The 16,569-nt window shown below is 48.2% G+C and carries 10 protein-coding genes, 1 rRNA gene and 1 pseudogene; 9 read left to right on the forward strand and 3 right to left on the reverse strand.

Annotated features, from left to right (window positions below):
• From rrf to FHS60_RS09995, 4 genes are all read left to right on the forward strand, one after another.
• Positions 1-82 (forward strand): 5S ribosomal RNA (gene rrf, locus FHS60_RS10565); the annotation flags it as partial.
• Between the two features lie 147 nt (positions 83-229).
• Positions 230-1,090, forward strand: a complete 861-nt coding sequence (locus FHS60_RS09985) for a sigma-70 family RNA polymerase sigma factor (RefSeq protein WP_009346910.1) — start codon at positions 230-232, stop codon at positions 1,088-1,090.
• 378 nt (positions 1,091-1,468) lie between these two features.
• Complete coding sequence (locus FHS60_RS09990) at positions 1,469-2,758, forward strand: GLUG motif-containing protein (protein ID WP_244957489.1); 1,290 nt, start codon at positions 1,469-1,471, stop codon at positions 2,756-2,758.
• Positions 2,759-2,868: 110 nt separating this feature from the next.
• Positions 2,869-4,932, forward strand: coding sequence for a S8 family peptidase (locus FHS60_RS09995; RefSeq protein ID WP_183698103.1), 2,064 nt, complete (start codon positions 2,869-2,871; stop codon positions 4,930-4,932).
• A gap of 585 nt (positions 4,933-5,517) precedes the next feature.
• On the opposite strand, the gene FHS60_RS10000 is transcribed toward FHS60_RS09995, so the two are convergent.
• A complete protein-coding gene (locus FHS60_RS10000; protein WP_183698105.1) occupies positions 5,518-6,558 on the reverse strand; it encodes a DMT family transporter in 1,041 nt (346 codons plus the stop codon).
• Between the two features lie 174 nt (positions 6,559-6,732).
• Between FHS60_RS10000 and FHS60_RS10005 the strand changes: the two genes are divergently transcribed.
• From FHS60_RS10005 to FHS60_RS10025, 5 genes are all read left to right on the forward strand, one after another.
• The gene (locus tag FHS60_RS10005; protein ID WP_183698107.1) at positions 6,733-7,659 is read left to right on the forward strand and encodes a dihydrodipicolinate synthase family protein; all 927 of its coding nucleotides are present in this window, start codon (positions 6,733-6,735) and stop codon (positions 7,657-7,659) included.
• 79 nt (positions 7,660-7,738) lie between these two features.
• Positions 7,739-10,399, forward strand: coding sequence for a sodium:solute symporter family protein (locus tag FHS60_RS10010; protein ID WP_183698109.1), 2,661 nt, complete (start codon positions 7,739-7,741; stop codon positions 10,397-10,399).
• Between the two features lie 13 nt (positions 10,400-10,412).
• Positions 10,413-11,417 carry a hypothetical protein gene (locus FHS60_RS10015; RefSeq protein WP_183698111.1) on the forward strand — a complete coding sequence of 335 codons (1,005 nt, stop codon included), beginning with the start codon at positions 10,413-10,415 and terminating at the stop codon, positions 11,415-11,417.
• Positions 11,418-11,513: 96 nt separating this feature from the next.
• Positions 11,514-12,695, forward strand: coding sequence for a n-acyl-d-glucosamine 2-epimerase (locus FHS60_RS10020; protein WP_183698113.1), 1,182 nt, complete (start codon positions 11,514-11,516; stop codon positions 12,693-12,695).
• A gap of 133 nt (positions 12,696-12,828) precedes the next feature.
• Positions 12,829-13,275: a NanQ anomerase/TabA/YiaL family protein gene (locus FHS60_RS10025; RefSeq protein WP_183698115.1), complete on the forward strand. Its 447-nt coding sequence runs from the start codon at positions 12,829-12,831 to the stop codon at positions 13,273-13,275.
• A 125-nt stretch (positions 13,276-13,400) separates the two neighbouring features.
• Here FHS60_RS10025 and FHS60_RS10030 read toward each other — a convergent pair whose 3' ends face one another.
• Together FHS60_RS10030 and FHS60_RS10035 are read right to left on the reverse strand one after the other, a co-directional pair.
• The gene (locus tag FHS60_RS10030; protein WP_183698117.1) at positions 13,401-13,577 is read right to left on the reverse strand and encodes a hypothetical protein; all 177 of its coding nucleotides are present in this window, start codon (positions 13,575-13,577) and stop codon (positions 13,401-13,403) included.
• 91 nt (positions 13,578-13,668) lie between these two features.
• Positions 13,669-16,569: pseudogene (locus FHS60_RS10035) on the reverse strand (filamentous hemagglutinin); the annotation flags it as partial.

A 16,569-nucleotide genomic window follows, 5' to 3' on the forward strand; every position in this document is an offset into this window, starting at 1 on the left:
CTTACCATTCCGAACAGAGAAGTTAAGCCCGGTCGCGCCGATGGTACTGTCCACAAGACGGGAGAGTAGGTCGCCGCCTTTTTTAATACAAGAGAGACTTCTATCAGTTTATTCTGTAGAAGCCTCTTTTTTGCCTACAAGCGTGAGTAGGGAGATATCTCAAAAATGTTTAAAATAGTGGCAAACTTCATTAGAAGTACCTAACTTTGCAAAGTTTTAGCAAGTGACTATGCGTCAATTAAAGATAAATAAAAGTATTACGAACCGCCAGAGTGCGGCTTTAGACAAGTATTTGGTTGAAATCGGCCGTGAGGAGCTTATTTCCACTGATGAAGAGGTAGAACTGGCACAGCGCATTCACAAAGGTGATCGCGAAGCACTAGAGAAATTAACTCGTGCAAATTTGCGTTTTGTTGTCAGTGTTGCAAAGCAGTACCAGAATCAGGGACTTGCGCTGAACGATTTGATTGACGAAGGTAACTTAGGTTTGATTAGAGCAGCACAGAAGTTTGATGAGACTCGAGGCTTCAAGTTTATCAGTTATGCTGTATGGTGGATTCGCCAAAGTATTCTGCAGGCAATTTCCGAGCAGAGCCGAATTGTACGAATGCCTTTGAATCAGGTAGGATTTCAGAGCAAACTGACTAAAGCTATTGTAAGTTTTGAGCAGCAGTTTGAGCGTCGTCCTTCTGTGCAGGAGTTGGCCGACATCTTGGATACGGATATCGAAAAAGTCCGTGAAGCGATGGGAACTAATGGTAAGAAAGTTTCTGTTGATGCACCTTTCCAAGATGACGATTCTAATTCGCTCATAGACATTATGACAGATGAGAGTGCACCTGGAACGGACAATCAGATGGAAAAAGAATCTCTTTCTGCCGATTTGGATTCAGCGATGTTGATATTAAATGATCGCGAACGTCAGGTTTTGAAGATGCTTTTTGGTATTGGGCGTACTGAAATGACTGCAGAAGAAGTTGCTAATTCTCTTAATCTAACTCGTGAGCGTGTTCGTCAGATCAAGGAACGTGCACTTCGTCGCCTGCGTGAAGCAGACAATATTAAAATTTTGACCAAGTATCTTGGATAAATCAAGTAATTAATGAAAGCTACGGCATTACGGATTCTTTCCGTAGTGCCGTTTTTTTTGAATAGGCTAGAGAGTCCGTTGTTTTTTAGTTTTTGGAGGTGCTAGGATTTGAGCTGTGTTTGTATAATTGTTAAAAGATGCTCCTGAATAAGTCGTTCTTCTTTTTTTCTTTGTACTATATCTCTAAATATGATATATTTGCAGAATAGTTTCTTTGCAGGGTGTTATTAGCAATGAGATTCCAAATAGCGTAGTTGTTGCGTTTATAATGATTCTTATATTTCTTTCCTTCCAAAACGAGAGGGGGACTACCAGTTGCAAGAAAGTTTATTTTGGCTAATTATTAGAACATTTTATTCATTTAAATATATAAGTTTTATGAAGAAATTCTACTTTTTATCTTTGATGCTTGCCTTAGCTCTACAGGCAACCGCACAGGTTTGGGACGGTGCAGCAAGCGCCACATGGACAAACGGTGATGGTTCGGAAAACAATCCTTATCTTATAGAAACACCAGCTCAGTTGGCTTATCTTTCGGCCCAAGTCGGGAGTGGTAACGCTTTTGCTGGTAAATATTTCCGCCAGATGAATGACCTCAATATGGGGGATAAAGAGTTTCCTGTTATTGGTAAATATGATAAGAGTACTGATTCTCAAACTCAGCAGACTGTAGATAACTCTTGCTATTTTAAGGGAACATTTGATGGAAACCATAAAAACATCGACCATCTGCTTATTACTAAAGCACCTGAAGCCACAGGTTCAATAGGAGGGCAGCCCGTTTCTTTGGGTGGTGTAGCTCTCTTTGCCTGCTCTACGGAAGGTACTGTTATCAAAAACGTAACGATTGGAAAGAATTCCAAGATAGCCGTTGACGGTGAAGTTGTTGGTAGCATTATTGGAAAGATGGAAGGTGGATTGTTGGAGAATTGCGTCAATCTCGGAGCTGTTAGTGCTAGCACGATAGGTGGTGGATTAGTAGGAGCTACTACGGATGCCAGCATCATTCGCTATTGTGCCAATAAGGGAACAGTTACCCTTGCTGGTATGGTTTGTGGCGGTATCGTTGGTCAGATTGAGAAGGGCACTACGATTCAGGCTTGTTATAATACAGGCGCAGTGACGAGCAACTATGTTTACTGTGGAGGCATTGTTGGACTTACTTTCGACAATTCTGTGGTGAAAAATTGCTATAATACAGGTAAAGTAACTGGTGTTGCAAATTTTTTAGGAAAACCGCATGCCATTATTGGTGAAAATGATGGTGGAAAAGCCATTAGTGCCGATAATTACTATGTCAAAGAACTCTCAAATGTTGATGATCCACTTGCTACAGATGTTACTGAAGCTGAGTTGAAAGCAAACGAAATTCTTGAGAAACTCAATAAGAATTTGGATGCAAAATCTTTTGTTGCTGACAGCAAGAATCAGAACAACGGATTTCCTGTGTTTGCATGGGAGCAAGGTGAAGTAACAGGTGTTGCTGCAGTACAGACCAACGCTGATATTGCTTTGAACGGTCGCAGCATCTCTGGTGCACAGTCGCTCACTATTTATGATTTAAGTGGCCGCATTGTAGCAAAGGGTACAAATATTACATTATCTAAAGGTGGTATCTATCTGATATCTGCTCCCAAGCAGCCTACACTGAAGGTTGTTGTGAAATAATCTCCTACATCATTTAGATAGCACGAAGGGCTGCCGGCTCTTTCCTCCGGAAGCGTGGAAAGAGCCGGTAGTTTCTTTTGTTGTTCACTCACTTCTTTATCACTTTCTTCATGAAAAAAATTCTACTTTTAGCGACATACTGTCTATCGTTCTCTCTGTCGAGTCATGCACAATATCGTACAGTCCTCTCTCCCAAGTTGGATGTACGAGCGGCACAATTTCTCTCGTCCTCCAGTTGGGATCAGTCAGAAACCGTTGTGCATGTTTATATCACTTTGACTGATGATGCAGCAAAGGCACAGCTTGAACAACAATACAATGTTCATTTCAATGTGAAATGCGGAGACACCTATACAGCCGTCGTACCACGTTCTGCTCTGGCCTCTTTAGCGGCTGATGCGCGTGTCAAGGCCTTGTATGTTGGTGAGCAACTGAAGTTGATGACTGACAAAGTGCGTAAGCAAACTCATGCAGATGTCTTGCACGCTGGAACAGGGCTATCTATGTCCTACACAGGTAAAGGAGTTCTCATAGGTGTGATAGATACGGGGTTCGATTTCACCCATCCTAATTTTACAGACTCCAATGGACGCTGCCGTATCTTGAATGTATGGGATCAAAATGCCATTGCTACTTCGCCAGGGGCATACGGTTATGGGAGAGCTTACGAGACCTCTGCTTCGATAGCTACGGTAGCTCACGACAATTCTTCTGCCACTCACGGCACACATGTTGCCGGTATTGCAGCGGGAAGTAGCACCACGCTCTATGGCGGTATGGCTTCCGAGGCCGATCTTGTGCTCGTTTCCACCAATCGGACAGAGCAGGGAATTGTTGATGGTGTCGACTTTCTGTTAAAGTATGCTCAGCAAGCCGGTCGCCCTATTGCCATCAATGTGAGCCTTGGTACAATGATGGGCTTCAAGGATGGCACAGGGCTGATGGCACGCATGGTCGATAGCCTCTTGGCTGGTAAACAAGGTTGCCTTATGTCAGTGGCCGTTGGCAATGAAGGCAATCGCAATTCCACGCTGACAGGTCGTTCTGTAAAAAGCGTGTGGAAAGTTCCCGCGGCAGGTGCTGACCAACTTTTTGTAGAAACCCGCCCAGGGGATTCTTGCAGCGTTCGCTTACTGTTGAAAGACCAACAAACTGGTGAGGTCTTTTTCGACCATACTTTCTCAACGGGACAAATATGGACAGAGCGTTACGAACGCTTTGGCAGTGTGGATAAAGAGCGGGCTTCGCTCGTGGCCGCCTGCATCAAAAACGAACAGACGGGAGCTTATGCGCTCTCTTTCCATGTGGGCTATTCGCAGCAACCCTCCGAGGAGTGGAGCGTGGAGATAGAAACTACCCATCAGCAAGTCTTGGCCTATAGCAACAACGGCAGTTTCTCAGCCGAAGGACATGAAGGCTATACTGACGGCACCAATAGTAGCACCATAGCCATGACAGCCACGGGCAACGAACCCATTGCTGTGGGAGCAACAGTATCGAAGAATCGGTATGTAAGTCTTTCGGGCGTAGAGACCGTCAATCCTTGGACGCTAAGTGAGCGTTATCCGCTTTCAGCTCTCGGCCCTTGCAGTGACGGGCGTATAAAGCCTGATGTTGTAGCTCCAGGAGCTTCCGTTGTCTCTTCCTATAATAGTTTTGCAGCACCTCGCACGGTCAAGGCATCCGATGTGGTCTTTAATAAGACTGTAGGCGGGAAAACTTATTACTGGTATGTAGAAAACGGAACGTCTATGGCTGCTCCTGCCGTTGCGGGAATTATGGCGTTGTGGCTGCAAGCAAAACCCACGCTGACAGCAGCAGAAGTGCGCACACTGCTGGCTAAGACTTCCCTCCGCAATAGTAGTATGGGACAGATGCCCAATAGCCAATACGGTGTGGGACAAATCAATGCTTTGGCAGGTATGCAGGAATTGCTGAGTGCGACAGGTTTGTCCGAGATTTCCACTACTACTCCCGTTGCTTATGCTTATGATGCTGCAACAGCCCAACTCCGAACACAAGCCACTCGCCACATCTTCGTTTATAGCACCGATGGTCGTCTTCTTTTGCAGACATCTCACAACAGTCTCTCTCTTGCGGCTCTGCCTGCGGGGCTTTATCTCGTTCGCCTCATAGGCGTGCAAGGCGAGAAGGTTATCAAACTGCGCAAATAAACGCAGATAGTAAAAAGTAGAAATACATTTAGAAACACGATCTCCCAACTACAGTCCTTCATAGCTGTAGTTGGGATTTTTTTGTCCTGTTTATTTGGCAAAGCCTTGAAATTCTTCGTCTCTCTGTCCGAAAGATGAGCATATAGGACTTATGGCATGAGCTTTTGTCCTATTCCGAATTTTACTGATGGTGTATTTTGTAAATAATTTTCTTATTTTAAACCCTCGAGAATGGCTTAAAATCCAACTTGAAGGCCACCGAACGAAAAAAACGTGAGGAGGAGCGATTAGGAAAATAGGGCAATTTTGAAAAAGGTTACTTGGAATTTTAATTTCTCAAGGAGAAATTGAAAATACAATAAGGGAAATTTCAAAAACAATAAGGCTATCAGCTGACAGCCTTATTGTTTCAGCTGACAGAATAAGGAAAAAAACGGCCTTTTTTATGCGGAAAAAGCGGGAATTAGAGGGGAAAGCTCACTTTTGGGAGAGAAATTTCAGGAAAATCATGAAAATTTGAGGTATATCAAGGGTGTTTTCCAACAGTGAGGAGGAAATCTCGTTCCAGATGGATGAATGCTATTGTCAATAAATAGGGCAGTAAGTTTGCTTTTGTCTGTCAGGGCAAAAAACAGTTCTCTGAGTGCAGACATTTGACAGAAATTCTAAACGACAGCACTCGGAGACAACGATATATAACCCTTTCAGCTGTTCAAAAGCTGTTAAGCTTTGGCCTCTTTGGGAGCTCTTGTAACGAGGTAAGCTCCGAGGATGACAAGGAGGGCGGAAATGGGCTTGTCGAGGGAAAAATAATCCTGCTTCATAAAGATAGCGGCCGTGGCAGCAACGACGGGTTGGAGATTCATGTAGATGCTGACGGGTAGTAGCAGGGAGGCTCTTCATACCGAAGGGAAGGAGGAAGAATGCAAGGACGGTGGAGAAGAGAATGACAAAGGCGAGGACACCGATGACACTTGTGCTTGGTGAGCCAACGTACATGGCCTGCGACGGAAACTGATAGAGACCGATGGGGAAAAGAGCGATGCCCGAGAAGAGGAACGTCCATTTCATTTGTGTCGTGGCAGAATAGCGTTCCGATATGCCGCCCATAATGATGTAGTAGATAGCGATGGACAGACCGCCAAGTAGTGCTAAGCAAATGCCGAGCACATCGTTCGCTCCAGCAGTGGCCGACTGGCCTTTGAGTATCATCAGCAGTGCACCGCCCAGTGCGAGCACCACGCCAATGAGTTTCTGCACCGTAATCCGCTCGTGTTGGAAAAGAGCTCCCAGCAAGAGTGAGATAATAGGGGTGCAGGCCAAGGCAATGGCCGTATAGACGGCGCTGGTATAGTTGAGACTCAGAACAGTGAAGTATTGCGAGAGGACAAAGCCTAATTGCGCTCCGATAAGGATAGTCCAAAGTTCGCGTCCCGACACTTTCTCTTTCCGAACGAAGAAAGAAATGAGCCAGAAAATCAGCATGGCGAAGAAAGCGCGAACGGCCAACAAACTGACAGGTTCTAACCATCCGTCGCTCAGCACTTTCATGAACGGCACTGTCAGTCCGAAGATAACGTTGACTGCAAGGATAGACAGATGGCCGCTAATAGAATTTTTAGTCATTGGTAAAACAAAATTAGGATTGAAAGTGCAAAAATAAGAAAACCTACCGAAGCTTCGGAGCAAAGTAGGAGAAAGTCAGCAGATTATAAGGAAAACGGGAAAAACACCCTTATAGAAATCGTATTTTTATAAAATATCCGTAATTTTGTGAGCACATAAGAAATTAACACCTTTATGAAATTCGAAAAAATCAAGGGGCTTATCGACGCTCCCTTTACCCCGTTCTTGCCTAATGGTGAAGTAAACTATGACATCATCCCCCAATATGCTGCTCTCTTAGCGCGCAATGGGCTGAAAGGCGTTTTTATCAATGGTTCTTCGGGCGAAGGCTATATGCTGACCGAAGAAGAGCGCATGCAGCTGGCTGAAGCCTGGGTAAAGGCCGTTCCTGCTGATTTCAAAGTCATTGTTCATGTAGGCTCAACTATGGTTAAGAGTAGCCGTCGCTTGGCCGAACACGCACAAAAGATAGGGGCGTGGGGCATTGGAGCTATGGCAACTCCGTTCCCCCGTATCGGACGGATTGAAGAGTTAGTGAAATATTGTGAAGAGATTGCAGCTGGTGCGCCCAATCTGCCTTTCTTCTTCTATCACATTCCCGCTTTCAACGGTTGTTTCCTTTCGATGTACGATTTTCTGAAAGCCATCGATGAAAGCGGCCGTATCCCCAATTTTGCAGGTATCAAGTACACGTTTGAAAGTATGTACGAATACAACCGTTGCTTGCGCTATAAAGACAACAAGTACGATATGCTCCACGGTCAGGACGAAACCATTCTGCCCTGTCTGGCTATGGGCGGAGCGCAGGGCGGCATTGGTGGCACAACCAACTATAACGGCCGTTGCCTCGTAGGCATCCAGAAAGCGTGGGAAGAGGGCGATCTCGAAAAAGCACGTGAGTTGCAGAACTACGCCCAAGATGTCATCGACATTATCTGCCATTTCCGCGGCAATATAGTAGGTGGAAAACGCATTATGAAGTTCATTGGCTTGGATCTCGGTAAGAACCGCACGCCTTTCCAAAATGTTACGGAAGAGGAAGAACAGCAGTTGAAGAAAGAACTTGAAGCTATCAATTTCTTTGAGCATTGTAATAAATAATTAGAAAGTCCCCTTCATCTTCCCCATAAGGGGACTTCCTGTTTCAGACAGGAAGCCCTCTTTTTCTTTTATCATCATTATGAAACGATACCGATTACTTATCCTCCTCCTTATTCTGCCGTTGACCCTGCTGGCTCAACAGAAGGAAGAAAAGCAATTCAACGACGTCCGCTTTGAGGCGGTGCAACCTCTCTTTAATACGCCCACCGAAGGCCTTTCTGGCCATTTCGCGGGTGTCAGTGACAAATATCTGTTAGTGGCTGGTGGCTGTAATTTCCCTGGAGTTCCTGCAGCTTCTGGCGGAGCAAAGAAATTCTACGATACTGTGCTGGCCTTGGAAGATCCTTTGAATGGCAAGCAGTGGGTGAGTGTAGGCCGCTTGTCTAAACCGCTTGCCTATGGTGTGAGTATCTCCACGCCCGAAGGTGTGGTCTGCATCGGTGGTACACAGGATGGAAAAGTCAGCGAGTCTGATGTCTTTCTGCTTCAGATGCAGCATGGCAAACTTTCCATAAAGACCTTGCCCGCACTGCCTATTGCCCTCGACCAAATGGCCGGCGCATTCGGCGATGGCTATATCTATGTGGCTGGTGGTCAAACGAATGGTCGTCCTTCCAATAAAGCTTTCCGTCTGTCGATGGGACATACCAATCAGGGCTGGGAAGAACTGCCCAATCTGCCAGGAGCAGGGCGTGTGCAGTCCTGTGGCGTTGTCCAGAACGGAGCACTTAATCCTCTTTTCTATGTCTTTGGCGGCTTCGACCCTACTACTAATCTCATCGCCGATAATGGTCTGGTCTATAATCCCAAGAAAAATGTTTGGGAACCCACTTCGCGCATCCTGCCCGAGGGAGCCAGCAGTCCGCAAGCCCTTGTTGGTGCACAAGCAGTGGTGAGTGGCAGCGGGCATATCGTTTTCTTTGGTGGTGTTAATAGAGAAATTTTCCAGCAAGCCATTCAGCGCGGTAAGCAGTTAGCGGAACATCCGAGCGTAGCTCTGAAAGAGGCGCAAACCCAGTATATGCTGCATCCCGCAGCATGGTATCAGTTCAACGACCACCTATTGGTGTACCAAACCATCACCGACTCCTGGGCACGTGTCTTTCAGAATCCGCGCCTCGCTCGAGCTGGAGCAGCCGTTGTGCCTTTCCGCGACGGCAATGGGCAGCAGCATTGGATTGTTGTAGACGGCGAATCGAAACCAGGCATACGTAGCGCGGATGTTACCGCCGTCACTATGACCTATACAGCCCGTTTTGGTTGGCTCAACTGGGCCGTACTCATCGCTTATCTTATAGCGATGATCGCTTTGGGCTTCTATTTCATGCGTCGCCAAAAGGGTGGCGAGGACTTCTTCAAGGGTGGTGGCCGCATCCCTTGGTGGGCAGCCGGTATCAGTATCTTTGCCACCATGCTATCGGCGATCACCTATATGAGTATCCCAGCCAAGGCTTACGCCACTGATTGGACCTACTATCCGATGCAGATTTGTATTCTGCTCATCAGTTTCCCCGTTATCAAATATTTCCTCCCATTCTTCCGCCGCCTAAATGTGACGACTGCTTACGAGTATCTGGAGCGTCGCTTCAACTACACGACGCGCCTTATGGCCAGTCTCTTGTTCATCGTCTTTATGGTGGCTCGCACAGCGTTGGTTTTGTTCTTACCGAGTTTGGCTATGACTGCCGTTACTGGTATCAACATCTACATTTGCATTGTCCTCATGGCCGCTATCACCATTGTGTATTGCACGATGGGCGGTGTGGAAGCCGTTGTGTGGGGCGATGTGATTCAAGGCATTATCCTTGTGGGCGGCGCATTCTTGGCCGCTGGCTATCTCATTGTGAACACGGGACAGGGCGCAGATGATTTCTTCCGCTTGGCTTGGGACAATGATAAGTTCCGCCTTTTCGATTGGTCTTTCGACTATCGCAACGCTTGTTTCTGGGTGGTTATCTTAGGCGGTTTGGCCAACAATCTGATTTCTTATACCAGCGATCAAACCGTTATTCAGCGCTATCTCACGACGAAAGACGAACGCAGTGCAGCCCGCGGTATCTTGACAAACGGCTTGATGAGCGTGTTTGTCACTATCGCTTTCTTCACCATCGGTACAGGCCTCTACACATTCTTTAAGACCCACCCAGCGGCCATGGACATGACGATGGCCAAGACTGACGCTATCTTCCCGTTCTTTATGATGAGCCAGTTGCCCGCTGGTCTTGCCGGCCTGCTCATTGCTGCTGTCTTTGCTGCTACGATGAGTACGATAGCCTCCAATATCAACTCCGTGTCAACGGCTTTCACTATCGACCTCTACAAGAAACTCTATCCCTCGCTCAGTTCCTCGGGTACGTTGCGTGTGGCTCGTGTGGCCGGCGTGATTACAGGGGTGGTGGGTATGCTCATCGCCATCTTGATGGCTACGGTAAATATCCAATCGTTGCTCGACTACTTCAACACCATCCTTGGCCTGCTAAGCGGTGGCATTGGAGGCCTTTTCCTCATGGGTATCTTCTTCCCGCGCATCGGTGCTCGTGCTGCGCTCATCGGTTTCCTATGCGGAACGGCTGCCGTGTTCTATATGAATTTCCTCACCTCCGTCAATTTCTTGCTCTTCGGCTTTGTGTCGATGGGTGTTTCGGTGTTGGTGGCTTATATCCTAAGTTTCCTCTTCCCCGAAGCCAATACGCTGGCGGGCTTGACCTGGAACACATTGGATAAATCCGCAAAGTCTTAAAATATTCTTGATAATGAAAAAAGTTTTCTTTACTTTGTTCGCTCTCTTGTCCTTGACCACTTATGCGCAGGAGGCGACCGCAGATTCCACTGTGGATGTTGTGGCTTATTTTGCTAAGAACGACAGTGTCAAATATACTTATGTTCATAACGAGTTTCGTGTGAATGAAAAGAATGATACTGTCAATACGGTACACTATTGGCGCGATTTCCAATTAGTGGTGACCGACTCTACAAAGAATGGGTACACGGTGGAATATACCTTGCTTGATTTCAACAAGCCCGACTCCTCTTCGGTCGATTTTAAGGCACAGTTGCAGGATTTCATATTTGAAAAACTGAAAGGCTTGAAGCTCAATTTCAAACTGAATGAGTTTGGCGAAGTGCAGAAGCTTGAAAACTGGAAAGATGTGGCTCAACGCTGCAAGGATTTACCTCAGACAGTGAGCTCTATGCTTTTTGAGAAGCATCCCGAAGTGGCAAAACTGCTAAATAAGAAAGCTATCGAAAGTCTCTTGAAGACTGCCGTGAGCGATGAGGAATCGGTGCGCGGATTTCTTCCAGAAATGGAATCTCTTTTCAAGCATCATGGTAGTTCCTTTAGCTTTGGAAAGCGACAAGTGCCTCGTGATGCAGAAAAGATGGAAGGATTTAGTTCCGAGGCTACGGTCACGGCCGACACTATTGCTGCGGATGAAGATGATGAGTTTGGCGGCTATTTTGTTCTCTATGAGGGCACAGCCACTATGCCAGGTGAGGGGCTTGCTTCACTTATTACAGATATAGCTTCTACTGTTGGTACTGAAAAGTTGTCTGATCAAGCGGATAAAGCCTCTAACCAACTTGACATTAAGAATATGCGTCTTTCCGAGCAGAACTATTTCGAGTATTTCTGGAAGGGGTGGCCCAAAGAGGTCGAGATAGATAAAGATGTACTTATTCAGCCTAAAGGCCAAAAACAATATCGCCCAGCCAAGTTGGTTCAAGAAAAAATCACGTGGGCGGAAGCTAATATATAATACAGTATAAAAGTTTGTTGCTGCTCCCTTTCTTGCCAAAAGGAAAAGGGCTTCTCTTGTGGAGAAGATAAGGCGGACTTTCAAACAAATTTAGATATGACAAATTTCAAAGCATTGGCGGAGCAGTATAAGAGTGAACTGCTCGATAAGGTCGTTCCTTTTTGGCTCGACAAGTCACAAGACCATGAGTTTGGCGGTTATTTCACTTGTCTCGACCGCGATGGTTCAGTTTACGATACGGACAAATTCATCTGGCTGCAAGGCCGCGAGGTGTGGATGTTTGCCAAGCTCTATAACGAAGTAGAACATAAGCAAGAATGGTTGGACTGCGCTGTTCAGGGAGCGGAATTTCTGAAGAAATACGGCCATGATGGCCAGTTGAACTGGTATTTCGCTCTCGACCGCGAGGGGCAGCCGCTCGTAGAGCCTTACAACATTTTCTCCTACACCTTTGCTGTCATCGCTTTTGGTCAGTTGGCCATCGCAACGGGCAATAAAGAGTATGAGGAGATTGCGCGCAAAACTTTCGACATCGTCCTCTCACGCGTGGACAATCCAAAGGCTCGCTGGAACAAGGCCGTTCCTGGCTCACGTGGCTTAAAGACGTTCGACCTCCCCATGATTCTCTGTAATGTTGCACTGGAGATTGAGCCTTTGTTGGAACCTGATTTCCTGCGCCAGACCATTGACACCTGCCTGCACGAAGTGCTTGATGTTTTCTATCGTTCAGAAATCGGCTTGGTGGTTGAAGCTTTGGGAAAGGATGGAGAACTTGTTGATAGTTTCGATGGGCGCAAACTCAATCCGGGCCATGCCATCGAATCAACGTGGTTTATTATGGACTTAGGGAAGCGTCTAAACCGCCCCGACCTCATAGAAAAAGCCGTTGAAATCAGTCTTGCCGAAGTGGAATATGGTTGGGACAAACAGTACGGCGGTATCTTCTATTTCATGGATCGTTTGGGCAAACCGCGCCATGAGTTGGAGTTCGACCAAAAGCTGTGGTGGGTACATCTCGAAACGCTCATCTCCATGCTCAAAGGTTATCAGCTCACGGGCAACCCGAAGTGTCTCGAATGGTTCGAGCGCGTACACGACTACACATGGAAGCATTTTGCCGACCCCGATTATCCTGAATGGTACGGCTATCTGAATCGCCGTGGCGAAGTTCTGCTGCCGCTCAAGGGCGGTAAGTGGAAAGGCTGCTTCCACGTTCCCCGTGGTCTCTTCAACTGCTGGAAGATGCTGGAAGAGTTGAGTAATCGCGAACAGAAATAATAAAGCGAATCGTCCTTCTATCTCTCTCATAAGCGGAAGAGTCTTCCAACCTCATTGTGGGAACAAGTGAGGCCTTTCCCCGAATGGGGGAGATGGAGGGACTTTCGGAATCACCATCTTTTCTTTTATCATTATGATTTTATCCACTGTATCCGATGCAGAACGCTACTACGCATTGCATCCGCTACTGAAAAAGCTCTTCGACTATGTACGCTCCCACGATCTCTCAAAGGTGGAGACGGGGCGTATCGAACTGCAAGGTAGCGACCTCTTCATAAATGTTAGCGATGCCACACTCAAGACGCGCGAAGAGCAGAAGCTGGAAGTGCATCGGGCTTATATGGACGTCCACTTCCCTCTAAGCGGTGTGGAAGAAATTGGTATCAGTCCACTCAGTACACTCGGGCAGAGCGACGCGCCTTTCAACGAGGAAGACGACTTTGCTCTCTATTCAGCTCCGGCAGAAACCTACTTCCAGGTGCAACCTGGCGAGTTCTGCCTCGTTTATCCTGAAGATGCTCATGCGCCCATCATTGGGCAAGGCCAACTTCGCAAACTGATTGCTAAGGTGCGCCTCTAACATCTATCTTCCCACTTATCCGAAAGACCGCAGAAGCACAAGCCGCTGCGGTCTTTCTGTGTTTGAGGAATAAGTGTTGTAAAGAAATTATGAGTGGTCAGTAATTTCTTTTGCTGATGAGAATTTTATTCATCCCAATTCCAGGATGAAGGATTTTCTTCTTCGTAGTCGAACTGCTGTTTGGAGAGTGCGGGACCTGTGGCAGGATCGTCGCTGATGCCTACGTCAATAGAACCTGCAATGATGCAGCCTGTCTCAATAGATTTTGTTTTGATGCTTGGTTGGATATACTCCTTTTTCATTGTTGTGATAATTTTTAAATGCCTCCTCTCTGCTTGCTTCTCCCATGAGGAAGAGAAGCGAATAGGGCAGAGAGGGAGGCGGGGTTATTAATTATTTCTTCATTATTTTCTTTCCGTTACCAATGTAAAGGCCATTGGGTTGGTTTTTGAGGGTATTGCCGATGTATCGTCCCTGGAGATCGTAGTAGCGCACGGTGCTATCATCGGTCGTTTCTACGCCGTTAATGCCTGTGGTTTCTCCATTAAGGATGATGTCGAGCATCCTGGCGCCTGCCGAAGACGTTGTGAGGTAAGCACGATAGGGAGGAACTATGGCTTCGGTGTTCTCCGTCGTTACTTTATGGAACTTTCCGTCGTCCTGCAGAATGTAGGCGTTGGCGGCGGCTGCCGTAGTGTTGTTCACGTCGGCTACCGTACCGATGAAGCTGAAAGCTCCGACGGTCTGCTTCAAGTCATCGGTCTTATAGGCTTTCACCTGAAGGTTATAGCCGTCGAGTTGTGGCGTGCCGTCGGCAGTGATGTAATACGGATGGTATGCCTCGAGCTTATCCTTCGCATCCGCGAAATAGACTGCGCTATTGTTGCCGCCCGAGAGGGTGTAGGCCTTGAAACCTTGAACCGGCAGGTCGTAGGGCAGGCAGAGGGTGGCGTTGTTCTTGCTGCTGAAAGGGCGTTCGTAGGTTGCCTTCGTTGCAAGGAAGTTGAGCCCGATGGGTAGCGGCGTGCCGTCGGTGAGGCGGAAGTTTTCACACGTCCAGCGACTGTTCGCCGTGTCGTAGTACACGTAGTTCGCCTTGCTCTTGTCGGCTGCGTTGTAGAAATCGGGCATTTCACCCAACTGCTGTGCCCAGTAGCACTTGTCGGTGCGGTTGTTTTGTAACTTCTTTGCCACCTCGCCGCTCTTGAGCTGCTCGGCGGTTATATGCGTGCCTTGTGCCGTGCCGCAGGCGTTGAGGTAGTAGCAGTTGTTGAGGGTTGTGGTTGCGCCGTAGGAAGCGTCACCTACAAAGGTTCTTGAATATGTATCCCCATTGCTGCTGCCAAGATATAGGCAGTTGTTCAGAGTGCAGGTGCCTTCCTGACTTCCTACGAATCCCGCCATTTTATTCTTTCCTATATCCGTCGTGGCAGTGATATTACCCTTTACAACGCAGTCATCGATGGTAACATTGGCACCGGGTTTTACAGAGTAAATCATGCCCGCCGCGTCGCATGCGCTAATTAGAATACTGCTCGTGATGTTCACCGCGCTGATGCAGCCCGAGATGGTGGTGTTGCCATAGGCTTCGTAAACTAATCCTGACAAGAAGTTCAAGCTTGACTTAATCTCTCCTTCGGTGCGCAGGTTCTTGATGGTGGCGCCGTCCACAGTCTTGAAGGGGGCTAATGTGCCGTTCGTGTTGCTCCAGTCGAGCTTTAGCGTATGGTTCTGCCCGTCGAATGTGCCGGAGTACTTGTTGTTATCATCGCCCACCATGTTTATTTCCGAGCCGAGGTCGATGTTGCGCGTGAGCTTGGCGTCAACAGCGTTCTGTCCGCCGTTGACGAGGTCGCGGAACGCTTTCCAGTCAGCCTTCGTGCTGATTTCGTAGCAGTCTTTTTCGGTGATGCTTACTGTCACCTGCCTGTCGGCTGTTACGGTGGTGGAGGCGTTGAAGCCGCTGGCAAAGGCGATGGTGTAATAATGGTGGGGGTTATAGCCCGTGCCCAAGAGGTCCTTTGCGGTAAGGGTGGGCATGCCGCCGGCGATGGCCTTGCCGCTGTTGGCGTAGCGCGTGGCTGCTACCTTGTTATTATAGGTGAACTTTACCTCATAAACATGCTTCGCCGCGTCGGTGGTGAGCTGCGGCTCGTCGTCGGTGCCGAGGGTCTGTCCCCAGAACTGCGTGTCCCTGCCGTTCTGTAACTTATAGGCCACTTCGCCGCTCTCGAGCTGCTTCTCGACTATCCGCTCGCCCTGTGCCTTGCCGCAGGGGTTGAGGTAGTAGCAGTTCTTGCGGATGGTGTTGGAGCCGAAGGTGTAGCTACCGGCGGTGGCGTTGTTAGTGCCGGCATAGAGGCAGTTGGTAAGGGTGCAGTATCCAGTCTGAAGATATACAAATCCGGCCATACCTTTCTTGTCTGCCGCCATGGAGTTGAACGCCCCCTTGACAACACAGTCGGTGATGGCAACCTCGGCTCTGTCGTTTACATACGCGATCATGCCCGCCAATTCGCATACGCCATGATAGTTGCTCGTGATGTCCACCTCGCTCACGCAGCCCGAGAGCGTAACATTGCCCACGGCATTGCAGACCAGTGCCGACAGCGTGCGGCCGTCCGACTTGATCTTCCCATTTACGCGCAGGTTCTTGATGGTGGCGTTGTTCACAAACTTGAAGGGGGCTACCTCGCCGCTTTGACTATTCCAGTTGAGCGTGAGCGTATGGGCCTGCCCGTCGAACGTGCCGGAATAGTCTCTGATCCCGCCCACCATCACGATGTCCGAGCCGAGGTCTACGTTTTGCGTCAGCTTGGCATCGAGGCCGGCCTGTCCGTCGTTCACGATGTTGCAGAACGTCTTCCAGTCTTCCTTCGAGGCGATTTCGTAGTAGTCTTTTTTGTTGAAGGTTACTGCCACGGTCCGGTCGGAGCTGACGGTGGTTGAGCCGTTGAAGCCGCCGGCAAAGGCGATGGTATAAAAATGGTGCTCGTTGTAGTCGCTGCCCATGAGGTCCTTTGCGGTAAAGGTGGGCATGTCGCCGTAGATGGCGTTGTTGCGGGTGGCGTAGCGCGTGGCTTTCACCTGGTCGTTGTAGGTGAAGTCCACCTTATATATATGTTTCGCCTCGTCGGAGGTGAGCTGCGGCTCATTGTCGGTATCGAGGTTCTGGCCCCAGAACTGCGTGTTTCTGCCATTCTGCAACTTGTAGGCCACCTCGCCGTTCTTGAGCTGCTCCTCGGTTACCCGGTCGCCCTGTGCCTTGCCGCAGGTGTTGAGGTAGTAACAGTG

Origin of the sequence: Alloprevotella rava, from assembly GCF_014195585.1 — a bacterium.
Taxonomy (GTDB): Bacteria; Bacteroidota; Bacteroidia; order Bacteroidales; family Bacteroidaceae; genus Alloprevotella; species Alloprevotella rava.